Source organism: Aliiroseovarius sp. S2029 (assembly GCF_023195575.1).
Taxonomy (GTDB): Bacteria; Pseudomonadota; Alphaproteobacteria; order Rhodobacterales; family Rhodobacteraceae; genus Aliiroseovarius; species Aliiroseovarius zhejiangensis.
In genome coordinates, this window is record NZ_JALPQE010000002.1 from 1 (window position 1) to 12,173 (window position 12,173).

17 protein-coding genes are annotated in these 12,173 nt (G+C 60.1%); 9 read left to right on the forward strand and 8 right to left on the reverse strand.

The window, feature by feature from the left end:
- Positions 1-391 precede the first annotated feature (391 nt).
- Both MUY21_RS04590 and MUY21_RS04595 read right to left on the reverse strand, forming a co-directional pair.
- Positions 392-730 (reverse strand): carboxymuconolactone decarboxylase family protein, encoded by a 339-nt coding sequence (locus MUY21_RS04590; protein WP_248409195.1) that lies wholly within the window; start codon positions 728-730, stop codon positions 392-394.
- 18 nt (positions 731-748) lie between these two features.
- Positions 749-1,714: an acetyl-CoA carboxylase carboxyltransferase subunit alpha gene (locus MUY21_RS04595; RefSeq protein WP_248409196.1), complete on the reverse strand. Its 966-nt coding sequence runs from the start codon at positions 1,712-1,714 to the stop codon at positions 749-751.
- Between the two features lie 151 nt (positions 1,715-1,865).
- Between MUY21_RS04595 and MUY21_RS16145 the strand changes: the two genes are divergently transcribed.
- Complete coding sequence (locus tag MUY21_RS16145) at positions 1,866-2,396, forward strand: AraC family transcriptional regulator (protein WP_348984576.1); 531 nt, start codon at positions 1,866-1,868, stop codon at positions 2,394-2,396.
- On the forward strand, positions 2,338-2,694 hold the full coding sequence (locus tag MUY21_RS16150) for a GyrI-like domain-containing protein (RefSeq protein ID WP_348984577.1): 357 nt from the start codon (positions 2,338-2,340) through the stop codon (positions 2,692-2,694). The genes MUY21_RS16145 and MUY21_RS16150 overlap by 59 nt, the downstream gene beginning before the upstream one ends.
- A gap of 14 nt (positions 2,695-2,708) precedes the next feature.
- Here MUY21_RS16150 and MUY21_RS04605 read toward each other — a convergent pair whose 3' ends face one another.
- A complete protein-coding gene (locus tag MUY21_RS04605) occupies positions 2,709-3,668 on the reverse strand; it encodes a CoA ester lyase (protein WP_248409197.1) in 960 nt (319 codons plus the stop codon).
- Positions 3,669-3,950: 282 nt separating this feature from the next.
- Here MUY21_RS04605 and dgcN point away from each other — a divergent pair, with 282 nt between their 5' ends.
- Together dgcN and dgcA are read left to right on the forward strand one after the other, a co-directional pair.
- The gene (gene dgcN / locus MUY21_RS04610) at positions 3,951-4,952 is read left to right on the forward strand and encodes an N-acetyltransferase DgcN (RefSeq protein ID WP_248409198.1); all 1,002 of its coding nucleotides are present in this window, start codon (positions 3,951-3,953) and stop codon (positions 4,950-4,952) included.
- 31 nt (positions 4,953-4,983) lie between these two features.
- On the forward strand, positions 4,984-5,949 hold the full coding sequence (dgcA, locus tag MUY21_RS04615; RefSeq protein WP_248409199.1) for an N-acetyl-D-Glu racemase DgcA: 966 nt from the start codon (positions 4,984-4,986) through the stop codon (positions 5,947-5,949).
- A 3-nt stretch (positions 5,950-5,952) separates the two neighbouring features.
- Here the strand turns inward: dgcA and MUY21_RS04620 are convergent, their stop codons facing one another.
- On the reverse strand, positions 5,953-6,402 hold the full coding sequence (locus MUY21_RS04620) for a DMT family transporter (protein ID WP_248409200.1): 450 nt from the start codon (positions 6,400-6,402) through the stop codon (positions 5,953-5,955).
- Positions 6,403-6,506: 104 nt separating this feature from the next.
- Here MUY21_RS04620 and MUY21_RS04625 point away from each other — a divergent pair, with 104 nt between their 5' ends.
- Positions 6,507-7,361: a D-amino-acid transaminase gene (locus MUY21_RS04625; protein WP_248409201.1), complete on the forward strand. Its 855-nt coding sequence runs from the start codon at positions 6,507-6,509 to the stop codon at positions 7,359-7,361.
- A gap of 54 nt (positions 7,362-7,415) precedes the next feature.
- Here MUY21_RS04625 and MUY21_RS04630 read toward each other — a convergent pair whose 3' ends face one another.
- The 4 genes from MUY21_RS04630 to MUY21_RS04645 all read right to left on the reverse strand — a co-directional run bounded on the left by MUY21_RS04630 (position 7,416) and on the right by MUY21_RS04645 (position 9,589).
- Positions 7,416-7,811: a hypothetical protein gene (locus tag MUY21_RS04630; RefSeq protein ID WP_248409202.1), complete on the reverse strand. Its 396-nt coding sequence runs from the start codon at positions 7,809-7,811 to the stop codon at positions 7,416-7,418.
- A complete protein-coding gene (locus tag MUY21_RS04635) occupies positions 7,801-8,439 on the reverse strand; it encodes a DUF5671 domain-containing protein (protein ID WP_248409203.1) in 639 nt (212 codons plus the stop codon). The genes MUY21_RS04630 and MUY21_RS04635 overlap by 11 nt, the downstream gene beginning before the upstream one ends.
- Positions 8,439-8,756 (reverse strand): DUF1244 domain-containing protein, encoded by a 318-nt coding sequence (locus MUY21_RS04640; RefSeq protein ID WP_248409204.1) that lies wholly within the window; start codon positions 8,754-8,756, stop codon positions 8,439-8,441. The genes MUY21_RS04635 and MUY21_RS04640 overlap by 1 nt, the downstream gene beginning before the upstream one ends.
- Before the next feature lie 92 nt (positions 8,757-8,848).
- A complete protein-coding gene (locus MUY21_RS04645) occupies positions 8,849-9,589 on the reverse strand; it encodes an N-formylglutamate amidohydrolase (protein ID WP_248409205.1) in 741 nt (246 codons plus the stop codon).
- A gap of 130 nt (positions 9,590-9,719) precedes the next feature.
- Between MUY21_RS04645 and pyk the strand changes: the two genes are divergently transcribed.
- From pyk to rplT, 4 genes are all read left to right on the forward strand, one after another.
- On the forward strand, positions 9,720-11,168 hold the full coding sequence (pyk, locus tag MUY21_RS04650) for a pyruvate kinase (RefSeq protein ID WP_248409206.1): 1,449 nt from the start codon (positions 9,720-9,722) through the stop codon (positions 11,166-11,168).
- Positions 11,169-11,209: 41 nt separating this feature from the next.
- On the forward strand, positions 11,210-11,446 hold the full coding sequence (locus tag MUY21_RS04655) for a hypothetical protein (RefSeq protein WP_248409207.1): 237 nt from the start codon (positions 11,210-11,212) through the stop codon (positions 11,444-11,446).
- A 133-nt stretch (positions 11,447-11,579) separates the two neighbouring features.
- The gene (rpmI, locus tag MUY21_RS04660) at positions 11,580-11,780 is read left to right on the forward strand and encodes a 50S ribosomal protein L35 (RefSeq protein ID WP_248409208.1); all 201 of its coding nucleotides are present in this window, start codon (positions 11,580-11,582) and stop codon (positions 11,778-11,780) included.
- Positions 11,781-11,794: 14 nt separating this feature from the next.
- Positions 11,795-12,157 carry a 50S ribosomal protein L20 gene (rplT, locus tag MUY21_RS04665; protein WP_191287591.1) on the forward strand — a complete coding sequence of 121 codons (363 nt, stop codon included), beginning with the start codon at positions 11,795-11,797 and terminating at the stop codon, positions 12,155-12,157.
- Positions 12,158-12,173: the final 16 nt, after the last annotated feature.

Here is a 12,173-nt window from a genome sequence, read left to right on the forward strand (position 1 = left end):
TCACCGCCAAACCTAGTAAGCAGCTCAATTCTCTCAATACGATTAAAATTAAAAAAACCGCCGCCGAGCAGAAATGCCGGCGGCGGTTCTGCGTTCAAATACTCAAAAAAACAACCCACTCCCCCAAACAAAGATCAAAATGTCTGCGGAATGTTATGATGTGTGCGTTTGCCAGATTGCGGACATGGATCCGATGAACAACGTATGGCGCCTCCAACGGTTGGATCTCTCTATCAAACCGCACTGAATTAGAATGCCCAAACGATATGGAGTAACCCTTTTCGATTGTCCGTTCTGTCGGATCAGGTCGTTCAGTCCATAGATTATGGGGCGCGAGCATTTGGAAAATCTGGATACATTTTATCCTTCGGGATGCGCTGGTGTGCCATGTTCAGCCCGCGCTGAACTGCTCGAACGCTTCGCGTGCCTTGGCGCTGTAAGCGATCGCCGGGCCACCGCCCATATAGGACGCCATCGCGAGCGCCTCGTTCAATTCGTCCAATGTTGCACCCAGACGAACCAGAGATCGCACGTGAAAGCCGATGCAACTGTCGCAGCGGGTCGAGATGGCGATGCCTAGTGCGATGAATTCCTTGGTCTTTTCGCTGAGCGCCCCATTGGTTTTGGCAGCCGCGCCCATCCGGGCAAAGCCTTTCATCGTTTCAGGAATATCCCTAGCCAGATGATTGGTGTTGCCTTCGACTTCGGCCAGGAACGCTATCCAGTCCAACAGAGACCCCTTTGTGGTTTAGGCCGCCAGACCTTTGGAGCCCATTTTCAGGAATTTCTCGCGGCGTTCCTTCATCAGGGCGTCGCCCTTGTGACGTTTCTTGAGCGCCTTCAGTTCGGCTTCGATGGCTTTGCCGACGGCGGCAATCGCCTCGCGGCGTCCGCGTTGGGCGCCGCCCAAAGGTTCGGGGATGATCTGGTCGATCACGCCCAACTGCTTCAGATCCTGGGCCGTCAGGCGCAGAGCCTCGGCGGCCTCGCGCATCTTTTCGGCATCTTTCCACAGGATCGAGGCACAGCCTTCCGGGCTGATCACCGAATAGATCGAATGTTCCAGCATCATCACCGTGTTGGCAGTGGCCAGCGCCACGGCCCCGCCTGATCCGCCTTCGCCGATGATCACCGAGATTACGGGCGATTTGACATTCAGGCTGCGTTCAGTCGACCGGGCAATGGCCTCGGACTGGCCGCGTTCTTCCGCCCCTTTGCCGGGATAAGCACCGGGCGTGTCCACAAGCATCACAATCGGCAGGCCGAACCGGTCGGCCAGGTCCATCAGCCGGATCGCCTTTCGATAGCCTTCGGGCCGCGCCATGCCGAAATTGCGTTCGATCCGCGATTTCGTGTCATTGCCCTTTTCCTGCCCCATGACGACGACGGGGATGTCGCCCAGTCGCGCCAGGCCGCCCATCACGGCGTGGTCATCGGCGAAATTCCGGTCGCCGGCAAGTGGCGTGTATTCGGTAAACAGCGCCTCGATATAGTCCTTGCAATGGGGCCGGTCGGGGTGGCGCGCAACCAGACATTTGCGCCAGGGCGTAAGGTCTTTGTACAGGTCTTTCAAAAGAGTCACGGCTTTGGCGTCCAGGGCCTTGGCTTCGCCTTCCACATCCATCTCTTCGTTTGAGCGGGCAAGGGCGCGCAGTTCCTCGGCCTTGCCTTCGATTTCTGCCAGCGGTTTTTCGAACTCAAGATAGTTGGTCATGGATCAGCCCGGTTGCACAATGTTCCTGACTATATGCCGCTTGCGGGGCGGCAATACAACTGTTGCCCGTTTCAACAGGCGTGCAAATCGGCAAGATTTATGCGTGTGGTTCGGATTAAGCAGATTTCAGACGAAACTGGAAGGACAAGTCATGCGTTACGAAGATCGGCTGCTGCGCGTGCTGACCTATGTTCACGACAATCCCGATGGGGATCTGTCGCTGGATCGGTTGGCCGAAGTTGCTGCCATGTCACGGTTTCACTGGCACCGGGTCTTTCACGCGATGACAGGCGAGACCTGCGCGCAGGTGGTTCGCCGGATGCGACTGCATCGCGCGGCGGGACGATTGGTGCGAGAGGACACGTCGGTGGATGAGATCGCGCAGGAATGCGGCTATCCCAATCCCCGCAGCTTTGTGCAGGCCTTTCGCGCCTCTTATGGCATGACCCCGATGGCGTTTCGTCAAGCCGGTCGGCTGGATGCCCCGGCGCTTTTGCAACGAAGAGGAGGATTGAAGATGCATCCCGTTGAAATTCGCGACAACCCTGCCCGCCGCGTGATCGGCTTGCCGCACAAAGGTAGCCTATATGTTGATCGGCGAAAAGTTCGAAACGGCCGCTGCCATGATCGGGTCGCGCGATCTTTGGGGAAAATGTGGCCCGATGATCGGCGTTTACTATGACGATGCAGAAGCGGTGGCCGAGGAAGACCTGCGCAGCTTCGCCGGGGCGGAATGGCGGGGGGACGACATCCCCGAAGGGTTTAACAGCGTCGAGATCAAAGGCGGGCGGACTGCCGTGATGACCTACAAAGGGCCCTATGCGACGCTGAAATCCGGCTATGACGCGCTGTATGGCGGGTGGTTGCCCACATCCGGGGAAACTCCCGCCGACGCCCCCTGTTACGAAGTTTATCTGAACGACCCGCGAGACACACCGCCCGAGGATCTGCTGACTGATCTGTGTATGCCGCTGGCTTGATGGGCTGCTTGCGCCTAGCTGTTCGCGATCAGTTCAGCCTGTGCCACGATGACTTCGGCCTGTTTGATGGACGCGATGTCCACCAAGCGGCCTTTGTACACTGTCGCCCCTTCGCCTTTGGCCTTGGCGTCTTCCATCGCGGCCAGAATCTCGCGCGCTTCGGACACGGCTTCGGCTGAAGGTGTGAACACCTCGTTCGCCAATGCGATTTGTTTCGGATGGATGGCCCATTTGCCAACCATCCCCAATGTGGCCGAGCGTTTGGCCTGCGCGATGTATCCCTCGTCATCCGAAAAGTCACCGAACGGACCATCGACCGGCAGAATGCCATGGGTTCGGCAGGCGGCGACGATGGCGGCTTGTGCCCAATGCCAAGGGTCGGACCAGTGCTTTTCACCCTCGCGCAGCATATAATAATTTTCCTGCGTGCCACCGATCCCGGTGGTCTGCATCCCCATCGAGGCCGCAAAATCAGCCGCGCCCAGCGACATGGCTTGCAGGCGGGGTGATGCGGCTGCGATGGCTTCCACATGCGCGATGCCGGCGGCGCTTTCGATGATGACCTCGAAGCTGATGGGCTTGCTGCGGCCTTTCGCGCGTTCGATGGCCGTGACCAGTGCATCCACGGCGTAGATGTCTTCGGCGCAGCCCACTTTCGGGATCATGATCTGGTCCAAACGGTCGCCTGCCTGCTCCAGCAGGTCCACCACATCGCGATACCAATAGGGCGTGTCCAGCCCGTTGATCCGCACAGACAGATACTTGTTGCCCCAGTCGACGGTGTTGATCGCCTCGATCGCGTTGGCACGCGCCGTGTCCTTGTCCGAGGGAGCCACGCTGTCTTCAAGGTCGATATTGATCACATCAGCGGCAGATGTGGCCATTTTTGCAAACAATTTGGTATTCGAGGCCGGGCCGAACAACTGGCAGCGGTTGGGACGTGCAGGGGCGGCAGGTTGGATGCGGAAGGACATAGGTCGCCTTTCGGTAATGAAGTTGCGATTTCTTGACCGCAACCGTTATTAAATTACCGCGCGCTTCGCAAGGTCATTTTGCAGTTGCAGAATCAACGCGCCCTGCGGTGCAGCAATGCAAGAAGGTGAAGGATTGGCTGCATCGCGGGAAAGAAATTCCTATGGATAGTGTAAGAGAAAGAAGAATATTCGAAAATTGAATTCTACCTCGCCAATTTTGCAAGAAATTTGAAGTGATCCTCGTCGATTATCCCATCGTTGAATCTTGTTGAGGGCGCGATCATGATCAAGACACCATATCTTCTGTTTCTGGGCGATGCGCCCGACCAGCTGGCGGTGAAAGTTGCACAAGGCATCAAGGACTGGCGTCCGGAAAACGCTGTGGGCCAATACCGGATGGAGGGTTGCAAGGCCGATCTGGGCCTGACGGATATGACCCTGCGCGAAGCCAGGGCGGCGGGGGCCAAGACGCTGGTGATCGGTGTCGCAAACCGTGGCGGTGTGATTTCGCAGGCGTGGAAGAAGGTTTTGGTCATGGCGCTGGAAGAAGGGTTTGATCTAGCTTCGGGTCTGCACAATCTTCTGCGCGACGAACCCGACCTGGCCGCCGTCGCCGAAGCCACCGGTCGCGCGTTGCACGATGTGCGCCTGCCCGAAGTCAAATATCCCATCGCCAACGGCGTGAAGCGCACCGGCAAACGGTGTCTGGCGGTCGGCACCGATTGTTCGGTCGGCAAGATGTACACGGCGCTGGCCATGGACAAGGAAATGCGCGCACGCGGCATGAACTGCTCGTTTCGCGCAACAGGGCAGACCGGCATCCTGATCACCGGCGACGGCGCGCCGCTGGATGCGGTGGTTGCGGATTTCATGGCCGGGTCCGTCGAATATATCTCGCCTGACAACGACCCGGATCACTGGGATCTGATCGAGGGGCAGGGATCGCTGTTCCACGCCTCGTATTCCGGGGTGACCATGGCACTGATCCATGGCGGTCAGCCCGATGCGCTGATCCTGTGTCACGAACCGACGCGCGAGCATATGCGCGGTTTGCCGGATTACAAACTGCCGACTTTGGAAGAATTGCGCGACGTTGCCCTGACCATGGCCCGGGTGGTGAACCCCGCCTGTCAGGTCGTCGGCATCTCGGTCAACACGCAGCATATGAGCGAGGCTGACGCCGCCGCCTATCTGGCTGAACTTGAGGGAAAGATGAACCTTCCCGCCACTGATCCGTTCCGCTTCGGCGCGGAAAAGCTGGTTGATGCGCTGGCGGCGGTCTAGGCTTCTGAACCAATACGAAAAGGGGGCGGGTATGAAAATCTCAGTCACAGCGGACGTTTTCAAACTGGCCGAGGTGTTCACCATCTCGCGCGGATCACGGACCGAAGCGAAGGTGCTGACAGTGCGCGTGCAGGATGGCGACCATCAAGGGTGGGGCGAATGCGTGCCCTATGCGCGCTATGGTGAAACGCTGGACAGCGTTACGGATCAGATCATGGGCCTGCCCGCTGATCTGATCCGGCAGGCGCTGTATGACCTGTTGCCCGCCGGGGCTGCGCGCAACGCGGTGGATTGCGCCCTTTGGGATCTGGACGCAAAGCGTTTGGGCAAACGGGTGTGGGAGATGGCCGGATTGCCCGCCCCCGGACCAGAGGTCACCGCTTACACCTTGTCACTGGCGGAACCCGCCCAGATGCAGGCACAGGCGGCAAAACATGCCCATCGCCCGCTTCTGAAAATCAAGCTGGGCACGCCCGACGACATGCCGCGGCTTGAAGCCGTGCGCGCGGGAGCCCCCGATGCCCGGATCATCATCGACGCCAACGAAGGCTGGTCGGCTGAGGTTTATGCCGACCTTGCCCCGCACCTGGTGCGTCTGGGTGTGAGTTTGGTGGAGCAGCCCTTGCCCGCTGGCGAAGACGAGGCGCTGATCGGGATGGATCGCCCGGTGCCGGTGTGTGCCGATGAAAGCTGCCATGATCGCGCCAGCCTGTCCAAGCTGACCGGGAAATATGATGTGGTGAACATCAAGCTCGACAAGACCGGCGGGTTGACCGAGGCCTTGGCCTTGCGTGATGCGGCCCTGGCCGAAGGCTATAAGGTCATGGTGGGCTGCATGGTGGGATCGTCGCTTGCGATGGCGCCGGCCACGCTTGTTGCGCAAGGGGCCATGGTCACGGATCTGGACGGCCCGCTTTTGCTGGCCGAAGATCGGCCAACACCCATGTTTTATGACAAAAAAGGCATTCACCCGCCGGATGCGGCTTTATGGGGGTAGGGGTCAGGTGCGCCCTGCAATTTGCGTCAGGAACACGCCCAGCCCCATCACCGCAATCCCGGCGCTACGCCAGAACGACAAGGGGCTGGGTTGCGCGCCGAACAGGCCAAAATGGTCGATGGCAGCGGCAGAGATGAGTTGCCCCAGAAGGACGAAGAACACCGCATTGCCAACCCCGAAACTGGGCGCAACCCATGTGATGGTGAGGACATAGAAGGCAACCAGACAGCCTGCAAAGAACAAATGCGGCGGCGACCCGATGGCACCTTTCACAGAGCCACCAGAGAAAAGGAACACAACCAACGTCGTCAACAGCGCCACCAGAAACAGGATCACTCCGGCGGCAACCGGCGACCCCATCCGCTGCCCCAAGGCTGCATTCAAAGCCGCCAGCACAGGGATACCAATCCCCGCGGCCAGCATGATCAGGGCTGATTGTGTCGCAGTCGGCATCTGATTTCCCTTTTGCATCTTTCACGGACCCGAGTATCAACAGCCAGAACAGGAAACGTCGCGCGGGTCAACGCACCCGCAGCGTCACACCAAGGAGAGACGACATGACCCGCACCGTTTACGTGAACGGAGAGTATTTGCCCGAGACCGAGGCGAAAATCTCGATCTTTGACCGTGGTTTCCTGTTTGCCGATGCCGTGTACGAGGTGACGAGTGTCTTGAATGGCAAGCTGATTGCCTTTGACGGCCATGCCGAGCGGTTGAAACGGTCGCTGGACGAGCTGGGCATGGAAAACCCGATCTCGACGGATGACCTGCTAGAAGTTCACCGTGAACTGGTGCGTTTGAACGACATCGACGAGGGGTTGATCTATCTGCAAATCTCGCGTGGCGCCGCGTCGGATCGGGATTTCGCCTTTCCTGATCCGGACGAGGTGAAGCCGACTGTTGTGTTGTTCACCCAGTCAAAGCCGGGTCTGGCGGACACTGTGAAGCCGATGAAGGTGATTTCCATCGACGATATCCGCTGGGGGCGGCGCGACATCAAGACGGTGCAACTGCTTTATCCCTCGATGGGCAAGATGATGGCCAAGGCGGCGGGGGCTGACGATGCCTGGATGGTCGAAGACGGTTATGTGACCGAAGGCACGTCGAACAACGTTTATATCGTGAAGGACGGCAAGATTATCACCCGTGCGCTGTCAAACGACATCCTGCACGGGATCACCCGCGCCGCCGTGCTGCGCTGTGCCGAAGAGGCGCAGATGGAGGTTGAGGAACGCAGTTTCACCATCGAAGAAGCCCAGAACGCGGACGAGGCGTTCTTTACCTCGGCCTCGGCCTTCGTAATGCCGGTGGTGCAGATCGACGACAAGGTGCTGGGCGATGGCAAACCGGGCCGGGTGGCCTTGCGCCTGCGCGAAATCTATTTGGACGAAAGCCGGAAAGTGGCGGTCTGATCGCACTGGCTCTGCATCATTGAATGCGCCCAACCCATCCGAATGGGGGTTTGGCTATGGCTCGGACAGGGCAAAGCAGCCCCGTTCGGGTTGCCAACTGGCCCCGGCCATGTCGTATTCCGTTATCAGCTCCGGGCGCTCGAACGCGGCGCACAGTCGAAACGAGGTCTCGGACAGCGCCTCATAGCGATAAGGCGACTGGCTGGTGCGGTCGGTCAGGGGCAGGTCGGTGCCGCAGTCTTCGGTCGGGGTCAGTGTTTCGGGAACTTGGCCCGTGGTCTGGGCCACGCATCTGACAAATGCCGCAAGGGTGCGCAAGTCGGCCAATCGGGCCATGTCGCGCTTTTCGGCGCGTGCGCTGCCGGGGCCGCCGGTAATGGCCAGACCCGCGGCGATCGCGGCAAGAACGACCGTCCCGATCAGCAAAGGCGTGATGGCGTCACGCTGCATCACGCGCCTCGTCCGCTTCCTGCCGGAAATAGGCGAAGATCGCACCGGCAACCCCGGCCACCACCACGGCTTTCAGGATGAACCGCAAGGTCAGCTCGCCGCTGAGCAGCGCATAGATCACCGCCATCAGATCGCCCAAAAGCGAGATCGAGGCCAGAAACAGCGTGACATAGCCAAACCATTTGCGCACGCCCGACCGGCGTTTGCCCGGATCAACCTTGGTCGCCTTCACGGTCCGCCGGTTCAGCACCAGAAAGGTCGGCGCAAACACGATCAGTGCTGCAATCGACCATCGGGTCGACGACAGCACATAGCGGCCCGCATTTTCTTCCAGCGGGTCGGTGATCCAATGATCGATCAGGTTGTGCAGCAGTGCCACCAGATGCCACGCGGTCATCGCCAGTGCCACGAACATGATGCCATAGAAGAACGCCTCGCGCGCCGAGACATAGGGGCGCGGGCGGGGAACGGGTATGGGAAAGTCGATGTCGGCCCAGGCGTCCAACGCCTCGGCGACCTCGTTCTTTGCCCAGCCGGACTGTGCCAACGCCGCGCGGATGTCGTCGCGGCTTCGGCCGGCGGCCAGGGCCTCGCGGGTGAACTCGGCCAACTGGTCGGATGGGCGCATCAGCCCTTCTCGCCCAGCACATTTTCCTTGAACGCCACGTCAAATGCGGCCTGCTTTTCGGCGCTGGCGTCGGTCTGGAATTTCTCTTTCCAGTCGTCATAGGGCATCCCGTAGAAAGCCTCGCGCCCTTCGGCTTTCGTCATCTCGATACCGCGCGCGTTCGCGGCCTCCTGATACCAACGCGACAGGCAGTTGCGGCAAAACCCGGCCAGATTCATCATGTCGATATTCTGAACCTCGGGCCGGTCTTCCATCAGGTGCTTTTGCAGCCGACGAAACGCGGCGGCTTCGATTTCAATGCGGGTTTGGTTGTCCATGGCCTGTCCTTTCGGTCGTTGTTGGCATTTCAACAGGTGGGGGCACGCCTTGCAAGGTCAAGCGCCGCGCCGCGCTTTTGGGATCGTGGCGGTCACAACCCGGTTTTTGCCAGTGTTTCGGTCAGGATCGGCGCCAGACGTTCGGCCCAGCCACGTTGCTGATCTTCGGTTTCGATCAGGTCGTTACGGATCTCGATAAGGGCGTTGACCCGCCCTGTCAGCACCGCGTGGCGGTCAATGCTGTCCCCATCCAGATGCCCGCCATAGGGCTCGTTCTCGCCCACGCACAGGTCGGCTTCCTGCCTGAGCCGCGCAATCAACGGGGTGGCCAGCCGGCTGTCGCGATCATGCAGGATGGCGATATGCCACGGGCGTTTTTCGCGCCCCTGAAGCTGCGGCGTATAGGAATGCATGGCCAGTATGACTGTGTTGGCCTGCCGCGCGGCGAGTTGCGCGATGGCGCGGTGATAAGGGCGGTGGAACGCGTTCAGCCTTCGGTCGCGTTCGGCCTGATCGACGTGGCGGTTGGCCGGGACGACGGTGCCGTCATACAGCTTCATCACAAGCGTCGGATCATCCTCGCCCCGGTTGGGGTCGATCACCAGGCGCGAGAAGTTGGACAGGATCGCCGGGGCATCCAGAAGATCGGACAAGTGACGCGAAACGCCCGCCGCGCCAACGTCATAGGCAATGTGTCGGGCCATGTCTTCGGGGCTGACACCCAGATCGCCGTTGCCCACACAGGGCGGTACGGTATTGGTCGCGTGGTCGCAAGTGATCAACCATCGCGAGGGTCGATCTTCGCCAAGGATATGATAGGGATGGTATGTCATGCGTATGTCATTCATGTTTGCCAGACCCGTTTATGCGAGCCGTTTGGCAAGCGCCAGTTGTCGGCGCTAACATTTTCGGGCATAGAGCCATTAACCCGCGAAAAAGAGCAATAACAACGAGAGGTTCCCCGTGAGACGCCACCGAAACGTAAAGATCGTTGCCACACTTGGCCCGGCATCCAGCGACTACGACACGATTCGGGCGCTGTTCGAGGCTGGTGCGGACGTCTTCCGTATGAACATGTCGCATGGCACCCATGATGAACAACGCGAGCGTCATGCGCTTGTGCGGCGTGTTGAGAAGGATATGGAGCGTCCGATTGCGATCCTGGCGGATTTGCAGGGGCCAAAGCTGCGCTGTGGGGTGTTCTCGGCCGGGGCAGCGGATATCGAGGAAGGCCAGGAGTTCCGCTTTGACCTGAATGAAACGCCGGGTGAAAGCCACCGGGTCTGCCTGCCACATCCCGAGATTTTTGCCGCGCTCAAGCCCGGTTCGACCCTGTTGGTCAATGACGGCAAGCTGCGCCTGAAGGTCAAGGACTGCGGCAAAGACTTCGCAAACTGCGTGGTCGAGGTCGGAGGCACGATCTCGGACCGCAAGGGGGTGAATGTGCCGGATGTGGTGCTGCCTTTGGCCGCACTGTCGGACAAGGACCGCGCCGATCTGGAGTTCGCCTGCCAACTGGGCGTCGACTGGCTGGCGCTGAGCTTCGTGCAGCGCGCCGCCGATGTTGAAGAAGCGCGCGAACTGGCACATGGGCGCGCGGCAATCCTGTCGAAGATCGAAAAGCCTGCCGCCGTGGACGCGTTTGACGCGATCCTTGCGGCGTCCGATGGGATCATGGTGGCGCGCGGTGATCTGGGCGTTGAACTGCCCGTTCACGCCGTTCCCCCGATCCAGAAGCGGCTGATCCAATTGTGCCGCCGCGCGGGCAAGCCGGTGATCGTGGCGACCCAGATGCTGGAAAGCATGATCGAAAGCCCGATGCCGACGCGGGCCGAAGTCTCGGACGTCGCCAATGCCATTTATGATGGCACCGATGCGGTGATGCTGTCGGCGGAAAGCGCCGCCGGACAGTATCCGGTCGAGGCCGTGTCGACCATGAACGCCGTCGCGATCGAGGTGGAGCACGATCAGACTTATCTGGATCAGGTCGACGCCCACCGCGTTGCCACCCGCAGCGGCGTGGCGGACGGGATCGTCGCCGCCGCCCGCGAAATCGCAGAGACCACCGACATCAAGGCAATCTGTTGTTTCACGCAATCGGGCACAACCGCGCTTTTGACCGCGCGCGAACGCCCGCGCGTCCCGATCCTTGCCCTGACCCCCTTGCGCGGCACCGCGCGGCGGCTATGTCTGACCTGGGGCACCAACTGCTTCGTCACCCCGGACGAGGTGTTTCGCTTCAAGGCCGCCGTGGTCTCGGCCGCGCGGGCTGCGCGCAGTGCCGGTTTCGCCACTGAGGCCGATCAAATTGTCGTCACTGCCGGTGTGCCTTTCAATGTGCCAGGCACAACGAACATCCTTCGCGTCGCCCCCTGCGATGAACGGCAAATTTTTGCCACAGATCAGGAGTAACCTGTTAGTGTCGCACCACGGTGGGTGCGGAGGAGAGAGTAATGAGGGAAGACACGTTTATTGTTGTCGGGATCATTGTGCTTGCGCTGTCGATCCCGTCATTCCTGTCGGCAATCCGTGACGGCCGCGCCCCGCGCGTGCCGGCGATCATGTTCATGATCGGGGGTGTGCTGATTGCGATGGCAATGATGAACCGTCCTGGCGGCTATCAGATCGAGGATATTTTCACCGCCTTCCGAACGGTTTTCGGGCGACTGAAGGTGATGCTGGCCGCCTGATCCGCGTGATGGCCCGGAAGGGCAAAAACCACTTGCCAGCCTGACCGATTCCGCCTATACGCCGCACTTCATGCGTGACCGGCCAAGTGGCATGCCGAGTCGCGCGTAAACCGAACCCATGAAGGAGACGGAAATGCCCAAGATGAAGACCAAATCGAGCGCCAAGAAGCGCTTTAAGGTGACTGCGACCGGGAAGGTCCTGGCAGGTCAGGCCGGCAAACGCCACGGCATGATCAAACGCAGCAACAAGTTTATTCGTGACGCCCGTGGCACCACGACCCTGTCCGCCCCCGACGCCAAGATCGTCAAGGGCTTCATGCCCTACGACCGCTAAGAGGAGATACAGATATGTCCCGCGTTAAAGGTGGAACCACAACCCACGCCCGTCACAAGAAAGTCGTCAAGGCCGCAAAAGGCTATTACGGTCGCCGCAAAAACACCTTCAAGGTGGCGCGTCAGGCCGTCGACAAGGCGAACCAATACGCAACCCGCGACCGCAAGAACCGCAAGCGCAATTTCCGCGCGCTGTGGATCCAGCGGATCAACGCTGCCGTCCGTTCGCATGACGAAGCCCTGACCTATTCGCGCTTCATCAACGGCCTGAACCTGGCCGGTGTGGAAGTGGACCGTAAGGTTCTGGCCGATCTGGCCGTGCACGAGCCTGACGCTTTTGGTGCCATCGTCGAAAAGGCGAAGGCCGCGCTCGCGTAACTCCGACACATCGGAG

Coding starts and splice junctions, on each gene's coding strand:
- MUY21_RS04595 (WP_248409196.1), bottom strand. CDS start 1,714: ATGACCAACTATCTTGAGTTCGAAAAACCGCTGGCAGAAATCGAAGGC.
- MUY21_RS16145 (WP_348984576.1), top strand. CDS start 1,866: ATGCGTTACGAAGATCGGCTGCTGCGCGTGCTGACCTATGTTCACGAC.
- MUY21_RS16150 (WP_348984577.1), top strand. CDS start 2,338: ATGATCGGGTCGCGCGATCTTTGGGGAAAATGTGGCCCGATGATCGGC.
- MUY21_RS04605 (WP_248409197.1), bottom strand. CDS start 3,668: ATGTCCTTCCGCATCCAACCTGCCGCCCCTGCACGTCCCAACCGCTGC.
- dgcN (WP_248409198.1), top strand. CDS start 3,951: ATGATCAAGACACCATATCTTCTGTTTCTGGGCGATGCGCCCGACCAG.
- dgcA (WP_248409199.1), top strand. CDS start 4,984: ATGAAAATCTCAGTCACAGCGGACGTTTTCAAACTGGCCGAGGTGTTC.
- MUY21_RS04620 (WP_248409200.1), bottom strand. CDS start 6,402: ATGCCGACTGCGACACAATCAGCCCTGATCATGCTGGCCGCGGGGATT.
- MUY21_RS04625 (WP_248409201.1), top strand. CDS start 6,507: ATGACCCGCACCGTTTACGTGAACGGAGAGTATTTGCCCGAGACCGAG.
- MUY21_RS04630 (WP_248409202.1), bottom strand. CDS start 7,811: ATGCAGCGTGACGCCATCACGCCTTTGCTGATCGGGACGGTCGTTCTT.
- MUY21_RS04635 (WP_248409203.1), bottom strand. CDS start 8,439: ATGCGCCCATCCGACCAGTTGGCCGAGTTCACCCGCGAGGCCCTGGCC.
- MUY21_RS04640 (WP_248409204.1), bottom strand. CDS start 8,756: ATGGACAACCAAACCCGCATTGAAATCGAAGCCGCCGCGTTTCGTCGG.
- MUY21_RS04645 (WP_248409205.1), bottom strand. CDS start 9,589: ATGACATACCATCCCTATCATATCCTTGGCGAAGATCGACCCTCGCGA.
- MUY21_RS04655 (WP_248409207.1), top strand. CDS start 11,210: ATGAGGGAAGACACGTTTATTGTTGTCGGGATCATTGTGCTTGCGCTG.
- rpmI (WP_248409208.1), top strand. CDS start 11,580: ATGCCCAAGATGAAGACCAAATCGAGCGCCAAGAAGCGCTTTAAGGTG.
- rplT (WP_191287591.1), top strand. CDS start 11,795: ATGTCCCGCGTTAAAGGTGGAACCACAACCCACGCCCGTCACAAGAAA.